Genomic DNA, 15,411 nt, shown 5'->3' with positions numbered 1-15,411 from the left:
GGGAGGGGGTCCCCGCGGCCGGCGGCGACCGCGGGGGGCCGCAACCCGCCCGCCCGCGTGACGCTCGCGCTCTGTCCGAACGCACCTCAAGGACCCTCTAGCGAACCAACGCGGTCAGGTCCCGGCCGAACGCCGGTGGCCTGACGACATCACCCATTTGTGCATCCTGGAAGGACGATGACATGACGACACCACTCGCAGGCCGACGGGCGCTGGTCACCGGGGGCTCGCGCGGAATCGGAGCCGCCATCGTGCGGCGTCTCGTTGAAGACGGCGCTGCGGTCGCGTTCACCTACGTCGCATCGGCCACCGAGGCCGACGAGTTGTGTGCCGAACTCCCCCAAGGCCGGGGCATCGCCGTGGCGATCCCGGCCGACAGCGGCGATCCCGAACAGGTGGCCAGTGCGGTCGAGCAGGCCGCGACTCTCCTGGGCGGGCTCGACATCGTGGTCAACAACGCCGGCATCCTTCACGGCGGGCCGGTCGAATCGCTGACCATGGACCAGTTCGACCGCATGGTCGCGGTCAACGTCCGAGGTGTCTTCGCGGCGATCCAGGCGGCCGTGCCGCACCTCGACGAAACCGGCCGCATCATCAACATCGGCAGCATCAACGCCGACCGGGTGCCCATGGCAGGGCTGTCTCTGTACGCGATGTCGAAGGCCGCGGTCGCCGGCCTGACCCGGGCTCTGGCCCGCGAACTCGGGCCGCGCGGTATAACCGTGAACAACGTGCAGGTAGGGCCCACCGCCACCGGCATGAACCCCGAGGACAGCGAAGTGGCCGACGCACTGCGCGAACTCATGGCTCTCGGCCGCTACGGCCGTCCGCACGAGATCGCCGGCGTCGTCAGCTACCTCGCCACAGCCGACGCCGCGTTCGTGACCGGAGCCAACTGGAACGCCGACGGCGGTTTCACCGTTTGAGGCACACCACCAGTGGCCGCGACCTCCTCCCGGGGGTCGCGGCCTCCCGTCCCGCGTACGTCTTCTCCCCCGGGCCGACGGCACCGGCCCCGAGGCAGCCCATGGCAACTCCCCTCACGACCGGCCGGCCCGCGAACCCCCGGGCGGCGCTGTATGCCCTGTGCGCCGGCTTCTTCATGATCTGTCTGGACGCGACGGTCGTGAACGTGGCCGCCCCCGACATCCGCGCCCGTCTCGGCGCGTCCTTGAACGAAGCCGTCTGGGTCAACAGCTCCTACGCCCTCTGCTATGCCGTACCGCTCATCCTCTCGGGCCGGCTCGGCGACCTGTACGGCCCGCGGCGGATCTTCCTGACCGGCCTGGCCGGTTTCACCGCTGCCTCGGCCGCCTGCGCTTTGGCCCCCGGCCCGCCGGAGCTGATCATTGCGAGAGCGCTCCAGGGCCTGGCAGCCGCGCTGATCGCACCCCAGACCATGTCGATGATCGTCCACCTGTTCCCCGTGCAACACCGCAGCACTGCACTCGGCGTATGGGCAGCGGTCGGCGGCGCGGCGATGGCAGCCGGTCCCGTCATCGGAGGACTGCTCATCACCTGGTCCGGGTGGCGGGGCATCTTCCTGGTCAACATCCCCGTCGGGATCCTCGGCTGGGCCGCCGCGGTGCAGCTGCTTCCTCGGTGGCGTCCCGCCCGGCCGCACCGACTCGACCTGTGGGGCATCGCGCTCAGCAGCCTGGGACTGACGGCACTCATCTTCGGTCTGGTAAGCGGCGAAGCCTACAACTGGGGCACCGTTGCCGGAATCGTCACGATCCCCTCCCTGCTCGCCTTCGGATTCCTGTCCCTCGCCGCGTTCATCTGGTGGCAGTACCGCAACAGCCGCGAGCCGCTCCTGCCGCTCCAGCTCTTCCGCCATCGGGATTTCTCCGCCGTCTCCATCGCCGGCGGGGCCGTGGGCGCAGCCATGGGCGGTTTCTTCCTCCCGCTGATGCTCTACCTCCAGTCCGACCTCGGCCACAGCCCACTGGAGGCCGGCGCCGCCACCGTCCCCATGTTCGTCCTGTCCTCGCTGTGCGCCCGGCGGGCCGGCCGCTGGTCCGACACCCGCAGCCCCCGGACGGTCGCGGCCTCGGGCTTCGCCCTGCTGATCGCAGGAACCGCCACACTCGACTGGCTGCTGCACCCCGGCATCACTCTCGGGGCCCTCATGCCGTCGCTCCTCCTGGTCGGCGCCGGCATCGGGCTCGCCTCAGCTCCACTAGGACCTGTCCGGCCGATCATGTGACTACTTCGTCCACAGGTCGTTGATGTGGACATGGGGCGGGGAGATCTGACGGATGCCGAGTGGGAACGGCTGCTGCCCTTCCTGCCCGTGAGTAACGGTCGTTGCGGTCGGTGGCGGGATCACCGTCAGGTGATCGACGGGATTCTGCACCGGGTGCGGACCGGCGTTCAGTGGCGCGACCTACCCGAGCGGTTCGGCCCGTGGAAAACCGTCTACGAACGCCACCGGCTGTGGTCGGCCGACGGCACCTGGGAACGTCTGCTGCAGCAGGTCCAGGCTGCAGCAGACGCGGCGGGTGAAATCGACTGGGACATCTCGGTGGACTCCACCATCGTCCGCGCCCATCAGCACGCGGCCGGCGCCCGCACCGATCCGCCCCCTGCGTCCGCCTCAAAGGGGGACGACGAGGTGGAACACCAGGACGAGACGCCGTGGCAGAGCCTCGTCGGCCGCCTGGCGGAGGTGGTGCTGGAAGTGAGGGCCTGGGTCGTTCGCGGGGCGGGTTCACCAGCAAGGTCCATCTGAGCGCGGACGGCCGCTGCCGTCCGCTCTCTCGGTCATCACTCCAGGTCAAAGGGCCGACTGCACCCACTTCAAGCCGGTCTTGGAGAAGATCCGCGTCCCCAAACTCGGCCCGGGCAGGCCACGCAAGAAGCCGGACAGCCTTGCCGCGGACAAGGCATACAGCAACGGGCCGTGTCGCGAGTACCTGCGGCGGCTGGGCATCCGGCACACGATCCCGGAGAAGACCGACAGCCAGGCGGCCCGTCTGCGCAAGGGTTCACGCGGTGGGCGGCCACCGGGCTTCGACGAGGAGCGGTACAAAAAGCGAAACACCGTCGAACGGGCTATCAACCGTTTGAAGCAGTCCCGAGCTGTCGCCACCCGTTACGACAAGCGCGGTTACGTCTACCTTGGCACCGCGACAGCGGCAGCCGTGGCGATCTGGCTCCGGACCTGAAGATCCGGGACGCAGCTCAAAGAACGCCCTCGGCTGGCCTCTGGTGCCCACACGGCACCTGGCCTCCGTTCTTGTCGAAGACCTCGGCATCGTCGCCAGAGTTCACCCAGACCGTGATGCCCTGACCATGCACGACCACATTGAACGGCGACTCCTCCGCCTCCGTCTTCGTCACCACCGTGAACTCCTCGCCCGGACGCATCCAGTGATCGGTTCCCCATGGCTCGACCCACAGGCAGAGCATGCTGCTGGTCTCGTTGCTCACGCTCGTCTTCGACACGCTCGCACCCTAGCCAGCAACGTGATCGGCCGGACAAGTCCTAGGTGGCCGACTCCCACGCGATCATCACTGACACCACAGCGCGTCGGCGCCTTTCCGCCCATCACCCGGGCCATCCGCCCTGTCAGCGCCGCAGCCACACGTCGCTGTTGCCGGCGACGACCACCGTTCCGTTCACCAAGGTCGTCACTGCGGCTGGAGGCTGGGCGTGACAGCCGAGTTCGCCGCGCTGCCATCCCGCCGGCGTTCCGTCGCCGATCCAGACCGCGCCGCAGTACGTCGGCCGAACCTCCGGAGACTTCCCCGGCACCCGCAAGCTGCCCACCATGATCGGGTATCCCTGGGCGTCGACGGTCGTCGCGACGACGCCACCGGCGCCCAGGGCCGTGGTGTCGGTCTTCGTCCAGGTGGTGCCGTCCGTGCTGGTGAGGAGCACGGGCACATCGGGTTGCGTGGGGGCTCCCGAGATGTCTCCTGCCGCGAACCAGTGTCCGGCCGCCCGGAACGCGCCGCGCATTCTCGTCCCGGTCGGCAGTCCGTCGACGATCGCTTTCGTCCAATGCGCTCCGCTGTCGGCGGAGTGCCACACCACCAGAGTGCCGGTTGCCTCCGTGGTGAAGGCGTTCGAGGAGTAGCTGCCGACCGCGATGACCTCACGGCCGTCGGCAGCCATCGGGCCGACCGGAGTGCGGCTCCCGCCACTCCTCTCCGCCGGGAGTGTCACCCGGTGCACGGTCGCCCCGCGGTCGTCGGAGGCGTACAGGAAGGGCCCCGTCGCGCCCGAGACGGTCTCGCTACCTCCGATCAGCAGCCGGTTCCCGCTGCGAACGGCCGAGTTCACCGTCCCGCGATCCGAGGTGTCCGATTCCTTGAGAGCCCAGGGCAATTTGAGATCGGCCAACTTCCTTACCTGGCCGCCGGGTTCGCGGATACGGATCACGCTGGACACGAAGACCTGTGACCCATCACTCCAGTCGACCACGGCCTGGGCCGGCACTCCACCGCCGGGAACTCCGTGCCGCATCGAATTCGGCACATCGGATTCGTCGTCCGTCAAACCGGCGGGGTCCGGGTGCAGGGTGAGCCTGGTGCAGTCCGCATTGCCGGACCAGTTGACCGGCACGTATCCATAGCCATTGGCGTACGTGCCGATGCCCAGGACGCAGTTCCCTTCCCGGGCGAGGAGCTGCAGTCCCTGACCCGGGGCGACGTAGTCCTCGTCCTTGGATCCCGGCCACTGCACGCTGTCGGCATGGCGCTCGAAACCCAGCGCTTCGGCCCCCTTACCCCCCACCCCGGGCGGTGAGCCAGCAGTGCGCGTGCCACAGGCGGATATCGAAACCAGCAGTACGGCGACCGCTGCGTGCGCCGTGAGGCGCGCCCTCCCCCGGTGCATCATCATGGGAACACCCTAGCCGCGGCGCCGACAGCCGATCCAAGGGCCAGGGACGAGAATGAAGGCGGGCAGTGGCGGCGACCTGCGTAGACGCCATGACGGGCGCCGACCGCTCATCGCGCGGCCCGGACTCCTCGCGGATGCAAGGAGCTGCCCTCTGCTCTGCTCCGTGCCTCGCCCCCTCTCTACGACGGACCTTTGCGGAATCCGGCGATTGGAAGGCTGGCGCCTTCCGTCCAGTGCACCGGCTCACGAGCCCCGTGGGCCGTCCGCCCCCTTGAGCCAGCCCTGCTCTCCTCGCGATTCGCATGGTTGCCCGGACCCGGAACCCGGAATTCGGAACGAGCACAACGCCCCTTCCCTACACAGCAAGATCACCACTCGACGCATCGCCCGGCCCGACTCCCCTTCGCCTAAACGCAGTTGAGCCCAAAGCCGCCCCCCGCTTGACTCCCTCCTGCCGGAGGTGGCGGTGTCATGCCGCCCGGTCGGCCGAACCCGCCCCTCGGGCTGCACGCCCCGTTGACCGATTGGTCCAGACCTTCTACGGTGCGCATCGACCGGCAACACGCGCCGGCGCCTCGGACGTCGTCGCAGCCGGACGCGATCCGCAGCGCCCACCGTCCCCGGCCGGCGTCCCTCGCACCCTGCTCAGCCCGCCAACAGACGTCACCCGCACCGCACTTCACCTGCAAGGCACACGGTTCCGCACAGCCCTGGCACCCCCACCTCACCGCAGGGAGAACCATGTCCGCACCGCGTTCCGCCCCCACGCGCCGCCGACGAAGACTCGCCGTGCTGCTGGCCGCGCTCCTGCTGCCGCTCGCCGCCCTCACCGGACTCGGCGCCGCTCCCGCCGCGGCCGCCTCCGGCCTGACCGCCACCTTCGCCCCGCAGGACAACGGGTCCTGGTGGAAGGGCACGTTCGTCGTGCACAACGCCGGCTCGGCACCCGTCACGGGCTGGTCCCTGGAATTCGACCTGCCTGCCGGCGTGAGCATCACGGGCCACTACAACGGCGACGCGACCGTCACCGGCCGGCACGTCAGCGTCAAGAACGCCTACTACAACGCGACCGTCCCGCCGGGCGGCACCACCGAGCCCTACAGCTACTGGTTCGTGGCGAACGGCCCGATCTCTGCCCCCACCGGCTGCACCGTCAACGGCGACAAGTGCGACGGCGCCCCCGACGTTCCGCCCACGGCTCCGGGCAAGCCACAGGCCACCACCGTGACCGCGCACAGCGTCTCGCTCGCCTGGACCGCGGCCTCCGCGGGGGACCACCCCGTCGCGTCCTACGAGGTGCTCGGCGGCGACACCGTGCTCGCCACCACGGCCACCACGTCGGCAACCCTCATGGGCCTGACCCCGGCCACCGGCTACTCCTTCACCGTCCGGGCCAAGGACACCCGCGGCAATTCCGGTCCGCGCAGCGAGCCGCTCGCGGTGAGCACCGTGGACCCCGCATCCGACCCGGTGCCGCCTGGCGCTCCGAACGACCCGCACGCCACCGCGAAGACTTCGACCAGCGTCAGCCTCGCCTGGGGCGCGGCCACCGACAACGTCGGCGTGGTCGCCTACGGCGTCTACCGCGACGGCATCCTCGCCACCACGGTGGGCGCACCCGCCACCACCGCCACGGTGACCGGCCTGACCCCTTCGACCAAGTACACCTTCACCGTCAGGGCGCGCGACGCCGCCGACAACGCCTCGCCGCCCTCGGCGGCACTGTCCGTCACCACCGACGACCTCGTCGGCCAGGGCAAGTATCTGAAGACCGGCTATTTCGCGCAGTGGGGCATCTACGGCCGCCAGTACTTCGTGAAGAACCTCGACACCTCGGGCGCGGCGGCCAAGCTCGATGTCCTGAACTACGCCTTCGAGAACATCGACCCCACCAACCTCACCTGCCAGGCCGGCGTCACCAAGGGCGTCACCGCCGACCCCGAGGATCCCGACCAGGGCACCGGCGCGGGCGACGCCGACGCCGACTACGGACGGGCCATGACCGCCGCCCAGTCCGTCGACGGGACCGCCGACGACGGATGGGGACAACTGCGGGGCAACTTCAACCAGTTGAAGAAGCTCAAGGCAAAATACCCGAACCTCAAGACCGTCGTCTCGATCGGCGGCTGGACGTACTCCAAGTTCTTCTCGGACGCCGCCGCCACCGACGCTTCCCGCAAGAAGTTCGTCAGCTCCTGCATCGACGTCTGGATCAAGGGCAACCTGCCGCTCTACAACGGCGCGGGCGGCCCCGGCACCGGCGCCGGGGTCTTCGACGGCATCGACATCGACTGGGAGTGGCCCGGCACCGACGGCCACCCCGGCAACCACTACTCCACCGCCGACAAAGCCCATCTCGCCCTGCTGCTCGCCGAGTTCCGGAAGCAGCTCGACGCGCTCGGCGGTCCACACCGGCTGCTCACCGCGTTCACGCCCGCCGACCCGGTGAAGATCGCCGCTGGCTGGGACCTGACCCCGGGCGGGACCGGCGTCTTCTCCTCGCTCGACTACGCCCAGGTGCAGGGCTACGACTTCCACGGGTCGGGCAGCGACAACTCCTGGGAGCCGAACCGCACCGGCCAGTCCGCCAACCTCTACACCGACCCGAAGGACCCCTATCCGTTCCACTTCAGCGTCGACGCCGCCATCGGCACGTATCTCTCGGCAGGCACCAACCCGCGCAAACTCACCGTCGGTTTCCCGTTCTACGGCCGCGGCTGGCAGACGGTCGCGGACGGCGGTGCGCACGGGGCGTGGCAGAGCGCCGGCGGCGCGGCACCGGGCCAGTTCCCCGACGAGGCCGGTGTACGCGGCTACTCCAACCTGATCGCCTCGGTGCCCGGCCTGACGGTCTACCACGACGACCAGACGGTGGCCACCTACGGCTACACCGGTGACGGCGGCCAGTGGTGGTCCTTCGACGATGCCTGGTCCATCAGCCACAAGACTCCGTACATCAAGAAGCAGAACCTCCTCGGCGCCTTCATCTGGGAAATGTCCGGTGACACCCCCTCGGGCACCCTCATGAACGCCCTCGACACGGGCCTCAAGTAGCGCATGGAGGGCGGGGGCCGGGCCCCCGCCCTCACCATGACGGCCTCATACCCCGCTCCGGCATCCGCACGATCCACCTGCCGCTGACACCCGAGACGGCGGGGCTCGTGGACGCGGTCACCCGTGCCTGGCTCGGCCCACGCGGCGTCTGGTGAACACCTCACTCATCGGCATCTCGACGGGGCCGCCCTGGACACCGCGCTGAGGGAAAAGCGCATCGCCGACGCCGCACTCGATGTCTTCGCCGTGGAATTCGGCCGCACCCCCGGGCTCCCGGGGGTCAGCGCCGGCGGCTTAGGCTTCCCGGTGACCAGGCCTTCGGGCCGATGTCGTGGACCAGTGCCGGAACGAGCAGGGAACGTACGACCAGCGTGTCCAAGAGCACTCCGAGCGCGACGATGAACGCGATCGGGGCACGCGGGGCGGCGCTGGCCTGGTCTTCCGCTCGACGATCGGTAGATGTCGACCTTTCGGCGGCCGACCGTGAAGCGCAAGGTGGTCGACCGCGCACAGCAGTTGGCCACGGCGGCCCCTCCCAGCGCGGCACTGCCCCGTGCGCCGCCGGCATGTCACCCGCGACTGGCAAGGCCTTTGGATGGCGCAGCACTGGAACCATGGCGGACACCCACCCCGTTTCTACCTGGCGGAATCGAGGTTTTCCCAGCGGACCCGAAGCGCGGAGCTCGCCCGAGAACATCACGGCCGGCGTGGTGGAGGCCGGGCCGAAGGAGGGCGGCATGCATGCAGTCGCCGGACGCCAAAACCCTCAACCCTCTGCTCAGTTCGCTCTTCCTGGGCCCTTGGAACACCGCGCCCAAACCCCCGCAGCGATCGCCTTCCTGGCAAGTTCCGCCGCGTCGTACGTCACGGGTGGGGTGCTGGACGCTCACGGCGGTGACAGCGCCTGAACCTGGTCCCCCACCGGGCGCCCCGAAGGGCAGGCTCCCTCGGGGCGCGCCTCGCCAACACTCCCGAGAATTCGGCCACTTTCCCTCTTGGCCGTCCCGTACGCGCGCCCTGTCCGTCCGAACCGCCGCGTAAGGTAGCCCTCGCGTCGGCTCGCCTCCGGCGCCGGCGTGCTCGACGCGACGTCACGGCACTCAGCTGGGAAGGCAGCCGTGGGTACGGCCGGGGGAAAGCCGTCGATCGACCATGTACGGCGTGGGCGGTCCCGTCCGTCGCAAGCAGCTTGCCGGTGGTGTGCCGAATAGCGCGTGTCGGCGGCCACATCGCTTGCGGCCGCCGGCGTTCGGGCGGCAGCACTTTCGGAAAATCGGACAATGGAGGAGCACGGATGCCTGACAAGGCGTCTCCCCTGTGGTGGCTCGCGGCGGGGGTCTCAATAGCTGTTTACGTCGCCACCATGTGGCCCGGAATGATCACGCTGGGGCAGAAGGTCACCTATTCCTTCGGCGCCCCCGTGGCGGGATTCTTGGGGCTTTTGGGGTACTGCTGGGTCTACAAGTGGCCTGTCACCGAGGGCCTTCCGCTCTACTGCGCGGCCATCCTCGGCATAGCGGCCGGCATGCTGGGCCACCAGAAGACACTGCGCGCCTACATGGCGGACCGCTTGGCCCACCCGGGCAGATCTCAGGAGGATGCGGCGACGCCACCCTGGGTCCTGCAGATGGTGTTCACGATGCTCATTCTGTGCGGGGCCGCCCTGTGGTACGTCCAGCATTCCTGAGTGACGTTGCGCTCACACGGGCAAGGGGCGGCTCGCGGGTCCTCGAAGCCGTCCCCAGCAGGCTTGACCAGGGGGCGGCGCACGCTCACCCATGGGCGCCGGCCCCTGCGCACGGTCAAGCGGGATTGCCCCGCCGGAGTCGCCACGTTTGCGCAGCCGCAGGGCCACGGCGGTGGCGGTCAGGGCGCCGACGATTGTGAGAATCTCGGCGGTGCTCACTCATCAGGAGACATACATGTCGCCGATGAACGGGGCGAATCCGAAGGCGAGTTGACCCGGGGTTCGGATTCCGGCAACCGCCTTGCGCTCCGCCGGCGCCAGGAGCGCGAGCGCGGGGACACCCAGGCGCCAGGGAACGCAGTTTCACCCGCCCGCCCGAGATCGCCTCGACCTTACGGGCGATCGCTTAGCCGTGGCGCGGCTCGTCCGCGAGGGCGGTGAGGAGGAGCAGGGTCGGTTCCTGCCTTCCGCGGGCAATCGTGGCTCCACCGTATTCCCTTCGGCGACACATACGGATGCGGCTATGGGGAAGGCAGCGCGCGGGGCCATGACGGCTGGGCCGGCGGCCGCCCCGCGCCCCGCCCACGTACGCAGGGCAAGGGGCTCGCCGCAAGCTGCATGCGGCAGGAGTCACCGTGGGAGGCGGCCTGCGCGACGGCCTGCGCCCGTCCCGCGCGAGACCGTCGCGCGAGACCGCCCCCCGGCCGGTCACGGGCAGTAGAACCGGAGCGAGGAGAGCCTGTCGTTGTTGTAGTACTTGGACGTGCCGGCGGCGTAGTCGCCCTTCTCGCCCCAATGCCAGGACTGCGCGAAGTCCAGGTCCGAGGGGTGCAGTTCGCCGCTGGAGTCGTCCCAGAACTCGATCTGGCACTGCGAGTTGTTCAGCCAGGACGACACCTGGTTGTCCGCGAGGTCACCGTTCAGGAAGTGGGTGTTGATGAGCCTGACGATCTTCGAGTTCTTGCCCGCCGGCGGCGGCGTGACGATCACCTTTGAGCCCGTTCCGCCGCCATTCTGGTAGAGGCACAGGGCCCAGTCCGGGCAGCCGCTGTAGGGGGCGTTGTCCGCGGAGGCCGGTGCGGCGGAGAGGAGCAGTGCCGCCGCCGCGACCGTGCTCGTGACGGCCGCGACCGTCGCCCTGGAGAACTTCGGCATCATGGGGGTCCCTTTCCGGGAGCGTGAAGGAGCAGCGCCCCGCCCGGCGTTGCGGGTACGGACGCTGGTGCGGCGGCACGGTGACCCGTCGGGTCGGACATGCCGCACAGGGAATATGAACACACGTTAGCAGTTCATACGTGTGAGCAAGCATGGTGACATATATGCCATCTGCTCACACGTCTCCACGTCAGAGGGGCCGATGTCATGCGATGACTCTCCGCGTCAGACGACGGGTACGTGTGACCGAATTACCCCTCACCACAACATGGTTGAACGTGCAAGAGTGCGCCCCCCGGGGCGCGCCCGAGCAGCAGCCGATCGTGCCCGTGACCTCGCAACCCCCTTGTCCCGCAACCCACTTGAGAAGGTGCTCATGATGTTCACCAAGCCGATAGCCCGCCGTGCCGCAGCCGCCGCCACCGTGGCCGCGGCCCTCACCGTTCTGGGAACAGCGGGGGCACACGCCGACGGGTGGCCGCCGCTTCAGGATGGTGCCCGCCTCTACACGGGCACCCATGGCACCGGGACTGCGACGTCCCTCGACCTCTCCGAATTCGGCACCTGTCACACCCTCGCGGTCCCGGCCGGCTCCGTGCAGGTCGTCTCCGGCTCCGCGTCCGTGGTCCTGTACGCAGCCACCGACTGCACCGGTGCCTACCCCTGGGCCACCGGTTCGCTCGCTCAGTCCGACACCCCGTGGACGATGCGCAGCTACCGGATCGTCCCGGCCTAGGGGCACGCCCGGCGCACCTGTCCTGGTCCGACCCGGCCGGCGCAATGGCCCTGAGCATCCCCTTTGTTGCGTCAAAATAGGCACAGCGGGGGCACAGCAAGCACACATCAGCCGGCGGACAGCGACGCGACCTCCCGCCCGCGCCCTGTGCGGCTCGCTCCAGGGGTGCGACACAGGGGTGGGCCGGCCGGGGCGCGCGGCGGAGGGGAAGAAGTGGGGGCGATGACGTCGACCGACGGCACCATGGTCGGCCGGGAGCACGAGCACGCGGTACTGGAAGGCCTTGTGACGGCGTCCGGGGGTCAGGCTCTCGTCCTGCGCGGCGACACAGGTGTGGGCAAGAGCGCGCTTCTCGGCCACACCGCCGCCCTCGCCGCCGTCCAGCACCACACAGTGCTCAGGGCGACGGGCGTCGAGGCCGAGTCGGAGCTGCCGTTCGCGGGCCTGCACCAGTTCCTGCGGCCCCTGCTCCCCCACATCGACGACCTGGCCCACAGCCGGCGCCGGGTCTTCGACGTCGTCTTCGGCAGGAGCGAGGGCCCCGCACCCTCGACGATGACGCTCGGCATCGCCGTCCTGGACATGCTGTCGTTCGCGGCGCGGCGCAAGCCGCTCCTGGTGGCGCTCGACGACGGACACTGGTTCGACACCTCAAGCGCCCAGGTGTGCGGCTTCGTCGGGCGCCGGCTCACCGGCAGCGCGGTCAAGCTCGTCGTGGCCCTGCGCTCCGACGTGCCGTCCGGGTTCGACACGGCGGCGCTGCCCCAACTCCCGGTGCCCGCCCTGTCGAAGGAGGCCTCCGAGCAGCTCCTCGATCTGCGCAGCCCGGGGCTCGACCACCGGACCCGGCGCCTGGTCCTGGACGAGGCAGGGGGCAATCCACTGGCGCTCCTGGAGCTCCCGCCGCACGTGTTGGACCGCGGCAGAGCCCCCGCCGATGCGCCGACGTCACCCGGTTACAGCGGCATTCCGCTGCCGGTGCGCCTCCAGCACGTGTACGGCGCCCGCATCGAGACACTCGGAGCGTCCGTACGTACGGAGCTGCTGCGCGGAGCTCTGGACGGGGTCGGGGCGGGCACGGCCACCGGACACGTACACGACCCGCGCTACCGCATGACAGACGTCGAAGAGGCCGCGGCGCGCGGGCTGTTGGACCTGGACCCGGCCAGTGGTGACTTCGTCTTCCGGCATCCCCTGGTGCGCTCTACCGTGGTCCAGATGGCCACCGCCAACCAGCGGCGTGCGGCTCACGCCGTCCTCGCTCGGGTGCACCGCGAGGACGTGGAGCGGCGGGCAGTGCACCTGGCGGCCTCGACCGTCGACCCCGACGAACAGGTCGCGGCGGCGCTGGAGGCGGCCGCGGAGTCGGCCATCCTGCGGGGAGGCTCGCTGGCCGCAGTGTCCTGGCTGACCCGGGCCGCCGAGCTCAGCGAGCATCACGCCGAGCGCTCCCGGCGGCTGGGCAGCGCGGCGTTCACCGCAGGCCACGCGGGGCTACTGGACCGTGCGCAGCAACTGGCGCGCCACGAGGGCGAGTCGGGAACGAGCCGGTCGCCGGCGGCGGTCGTCGCCTCGGCCTACGTCGACCTGTACGAGGACGGCGACGTCCGTTCCACGCACCGGCGCGTGATGGCGGCGATCGAACTCGTGCGGGACAGCGGCGCGGCGGCCCAGCAGCACGAGGTGCTCACCCGTCTGGTCAACCTGCTGCTCGCCATCAGCCAGTACGCGAGCGACGCGACGGCCTGGGAGCACACTCACGCCCTGCTGGACTCGCTGGGCGCTCTGGTGGCACCCAACTCCCGTGTCTATCAGGATGCTTGGGGGGACGTGGTGCTCCGGGGGGCCGATGTGCGGGAGCGGGTGGACCACGCGCTCGCCGACCCCGGCGCACTCGAACCGTGGGAGATCACCCGCCTCGGTGTCGCCGCCTATCACGTGGACACCCTCGGCCGGTACCGGCCGCACCTCCTGCGCATCGTCGACCGCGAAGTGGCCACCGGGGCCGTGGCGTCGGGCATGACCATGCTGCATCTGATCATGCTCGACCAGACGGCGGCCGGTGAGTGGGCGCAGGCCGAGGCGACGGGGCTGCGCAGCCTGGAGCTGACCACGTCGCACCGCTACGCGCTGTTCGCCCAGCAGACGCGGGCGTATCTGGGTCTGCTCGCCGCCGTCCGAGGGCGCATCGCCGATGCACGGGAGTACCAGGCCGCCGTCGAGACCTGGGCCCGTCCCCGGGGTGTCGGTTTCCTCACGCAGCTCGCCGACGCCATAGGCACCGCCGCCGCGCTCACCGAGGGAGATCACGAAGCCGCCTACTTCCACGCCATCGGCATCACCGCACCCGGCGCATTCACCCCGTACGCCCACCAGGCCCCGCGGACCCTGCTCGACCTGGTCGAGGCGGCGCTGCGCACCGGCCGTACCGAGCAGGCGCGCCGCCACGCCCTGGCCGCGCAGCGAGCCGGGCTCACGGCGCTCTCTCCCCGGCTCGCCCTCCTCACCTGCGGCGCCCTGGCCATGACGGCCCCCGACACCGCCGAGGCACAGGCCCTGTACCAGCAGGTCGAGGCGCACCCGGCAGCGCCGCTGTTCCCCTTCGAAGTCGCGCGGATCCGTCTCGCCCACGGCATCCGGCTGCACCACACGCAGGGACGGGCGGCCGCACGGCCGGTTCTCGCCCGGGCCGCCGAGACGTTCGCCCACCTCGGGGCAGCCACGTGGGCGCAGCGGGCCCGCGGCGAGTTCGGGGGCACCGGTTCGTCCGTGCGGGCCGTCGCCGCGCCGGCGTCGACCCTCACGTGGCAGGAGCGCCGCATCGCGGAGCTCGCCGCCGCGGGCCTGACGAACAAGGCCATCGGAGCGCGGATGAACCTGTCACCCCGTACGGTCGGCTCGCACCTGTACCGGGTGTTTCCCAAGCTCGGCATCACCTCCCGCGCCGCGCTGCGGGACGCACTGGGAAGGCTGTCCGACGACGCCGACGGGTGAGTCGGTCACGGCACGCGCGGGGTGCGGGCGCGCACACCTTGTGCGGCCAACCAGCCGAGAACGTGGTCGGCGACGAGGCGCCAACCGCTGTCGAAGACGAGTGAGTGGGCCCGGTCGGCGAACTGCTTCAGGTCGGTCACGGCCGTGGTGTCGCCGTACTGCTTGTACACCGCGCGGGTGACCGCGTCCGGCACCAAGCGGTCCTCCTGCCCCGACACCAGCAGGAGCGGGCCGCGGCGCGCGGCGGCGACGTCCACCGTGGTGTGCGCGCCGTGGTGTCCGAGGTCCCTGAGCAGGTGAGCCGGAGCCGCCATCGCGCAGCGCTCGTACAAGAGGTCGGACTCCCGCTGCTGCGCGGTGTTCGCGACGACTGCGTGGAACCGCGCTGACGACAGACGCGCCGGGAATCCGGCCGGGCGATCGGCGGGCGGCGCCGAGAGGGCAGGCAGCGCCACCCCGTTCGCCGGGGCGGGAGCGATGGCCACCGCGGCGCGGCCGAGACCGGTGGTGATGAGCTGCTGGGCGACGAGTCCGCCCACCGAGTGCCCGATGATCACCGGTGCGGGCTCCAGAGACCGCACAATGGCGGCGTAGTGCGCGGTGAGCACGTCCATGCCGACCGCGTCGAACTCCCTTGATACGAGGTCCGGTTCACGGCCGGCGGCCACCTCACCGGGCCAGGCCGGTGCGCGGACGCGGAACCCGAGGGTGTCGAAGTGGTCCATCCACGCCGTCCAGGACGACGTGTTCAGCCACAGACCGTGGATGAACACGACGGGGGTAGGTTTCACGGCTTGCTCCTCCGAGCATGACGGCCGTCCGGCACGGGCACGGCGGCGAGTACTCCAGAATGGTCCGCTTCCCCGTCCGGCGCGACCGTCGAATGACTTAATGTGCCCGGCCGGTCGGGCAGGTCACGGACCGGCCCTCGGC

At 70.2% G+C, this 15,411-nt stretch carries 10 protein-coding genes and 2 pseudogenes; 7 read left to right on the top strand and 5 right to left on the bottom strand.

Annotated elements, in window-relative coordinates:
• Positions 1-182 precede the first annotated feature (182 nt).
• From ACGF3I_RS15885 to ACGF3I_RS15875, 3 genes and pseudogenes are all read left to right on the top strand, one after another.
• Positions 183-926: an SDR family NAD(P)-dependent oxidoreductase gene (locus tag ACGF3I_RS15885; protein ID WP_393132237.1), complete on the top strand. Its 744-nt coding sequence runs from the start codon at positions 183-185 to the stop codon at positions 924-926.
• A gap of 101 nt (positions 927-1,027) precedes the next feature.
• Entirely contained in the window at positions 1,028-2,209 is a 1,182-nt protein-coding gene (locus ACGF3I_RS15880; protein WP_393132235.1) for an MFS transporter, read from the top strand.
• 30 nt (positions 2,210-2,239) lie between these two features.
• Positions 2,240-3,170 (top strand): annotated as a pseudogene (locus tag ACGF3I_RS15875) (IS5 family transposase).
• 16 nt (positions 3,171-3,186) lie between these two features.
• On the opposite strand, the gene ACGF3I_RS15870 reads toward ACGF3I_RS15875, so the two are convergent.
• Together ACGF3I_RS15870 and ACGF3I_RS15865 are read right to left on the bottom strand one after the other, a co-directional pair.
• The gene (locus ACGF3I_RS15870) at positions 3,187-3,450 is read right to left on the bottom strand and encodes a hypothetical protein (RefSeq protein ID WP_393132233.1); all 264 of its coding nucleotides are present in this window, start codon (positions 3,448-3,450) and stop codon (positions 3,187-3,189) included.
• Positions 3,451-3,574: 124 nt separating this feature from the next.
• Positions 3,575-4,693, bottom strand: coding sequence for a hypothetical protein (locus ACGF3I_RS15865; protein ID WP_393132231.1), 1,119 nt, complete (start codon positions 4,691-4,693; stop codon positions 3,575-3,577).
• Positions 4,694-5,593: 900 nt separating this feature from the next.
• On the opposite strand from ACGF3I_RS15865, the gene ACGF3I_RS15860 reads away from it, so the two are divergent.
• Positions 5,594-7,906 carry a glycosyl hydrolase family 18 protein gene (locus ACGF3I_RS15860; protein WP_393132229.1) on the top strand — a complete coding sequence of 771 codons (2,313 nt, stop codon included), beginning with the start codon at positions 5,594-5,596 and terminating at the stop codon, positions 7,904-7,906.
• Positions 7,907-8,186: 280 nt separating this feature from the next.
• On the opposite strand, the pseudogene ACGF3I_RS15855 reads toward ACGF3I_RS15860, so the two are convergent.
• A pseudogene (locus tag ACGF3I_RS15855) lies at positions 8,187-8,315 on the bottom strand (MMPL family transporter); the annotation flags it as partial.
• Positions 8,316-9,200: 885 nt separating this feature from the next.
• On the opposite strand from ACGF3I_RS15855, the gene ACGF3I_RS15850 reads away from it, so the two are divergent.
• Positions 9,201-9,593: a hypothetical protein gene (locus ACGF3I_RS15850; protein WP_393132227.1), complete on the top strand. Its 393-nt coding sequence runs from the start codon at positions 9,201-9,203 to the stop codon at positions 9,591-9,593.
• Positions 9,594-10,301: 708 nt separating this feature from the next.
• Here ACGF3I_RS15850 and ACGF3I_RS15845 read toward each other — a convergent pair.
• A complete protein-coding gene (locus tag ACGF3I_RS15845; protein WP_393132225.1) occupies positions 10,302-10,751 on the bottom strand; it encodes a peptidase inhibitor family I36 protein in 450 nt (149 codons plus the stop codon).
• Between the two features lie 373 nt (positions 10,752-11,124).
• Between ACGF3I_RS15845 and ACGF3I_RS15840 the strand changes: the two genes are divergently transcribed.
• Positions 11,125-11,484 (top strand): hypothetical protein, encoded by a 360-nt coding sequence (locus tag ACGF3I_RS15840; RefSeq protein WP_393132223.1) that lies wholly within the window; start codon positions 11,125-11,127, stop codon positions 11,482-11,484.
• Between the two features lie 222 nt (positions 11,485-11,706).
• Complete coding sequence (locus ACGF3I_RS15835) at positions 11,707-14,478, top strand: ATP-binding protein (protein WP_393132221.1); 2,772 nt, start codon at positions 11,707-11,709, stop codon at positions 14,476-14,478.
• 5 nt (positions 14,479-14,483) lie between these two features.
• On the opposite strand, the gene ACGF3I_RS15830 is transcribed toward ACGF3I_RS15835, so the two are convergent.
• A complete protein-coding gene (locus ACGF3I_RS15830) occupies positions 14,484-15,269 on the bottom strand; it encodes an alpha/beta hydrolase (RefSeq protein WP_393132219.1) in 786 nt (261 codons plus the stop codon).
• Positions 15,270-15,411 lie beyond the last annotated feature (142 nt).

Source organism: Streptomyces sp. NPDC048111 (assembly GCF_043202815.1).
In the GTDB taxonomy this organism is placed as follows: Bacteria; Actinomycetota; Actinomycetes; order Streptomycetales; family Streptomycetaceae; genus Streptomyces.
Note: the sequence above shows the minus strand (reverse complement) of the source record. Positions and strands in the feature narration are given on the sequence as shown.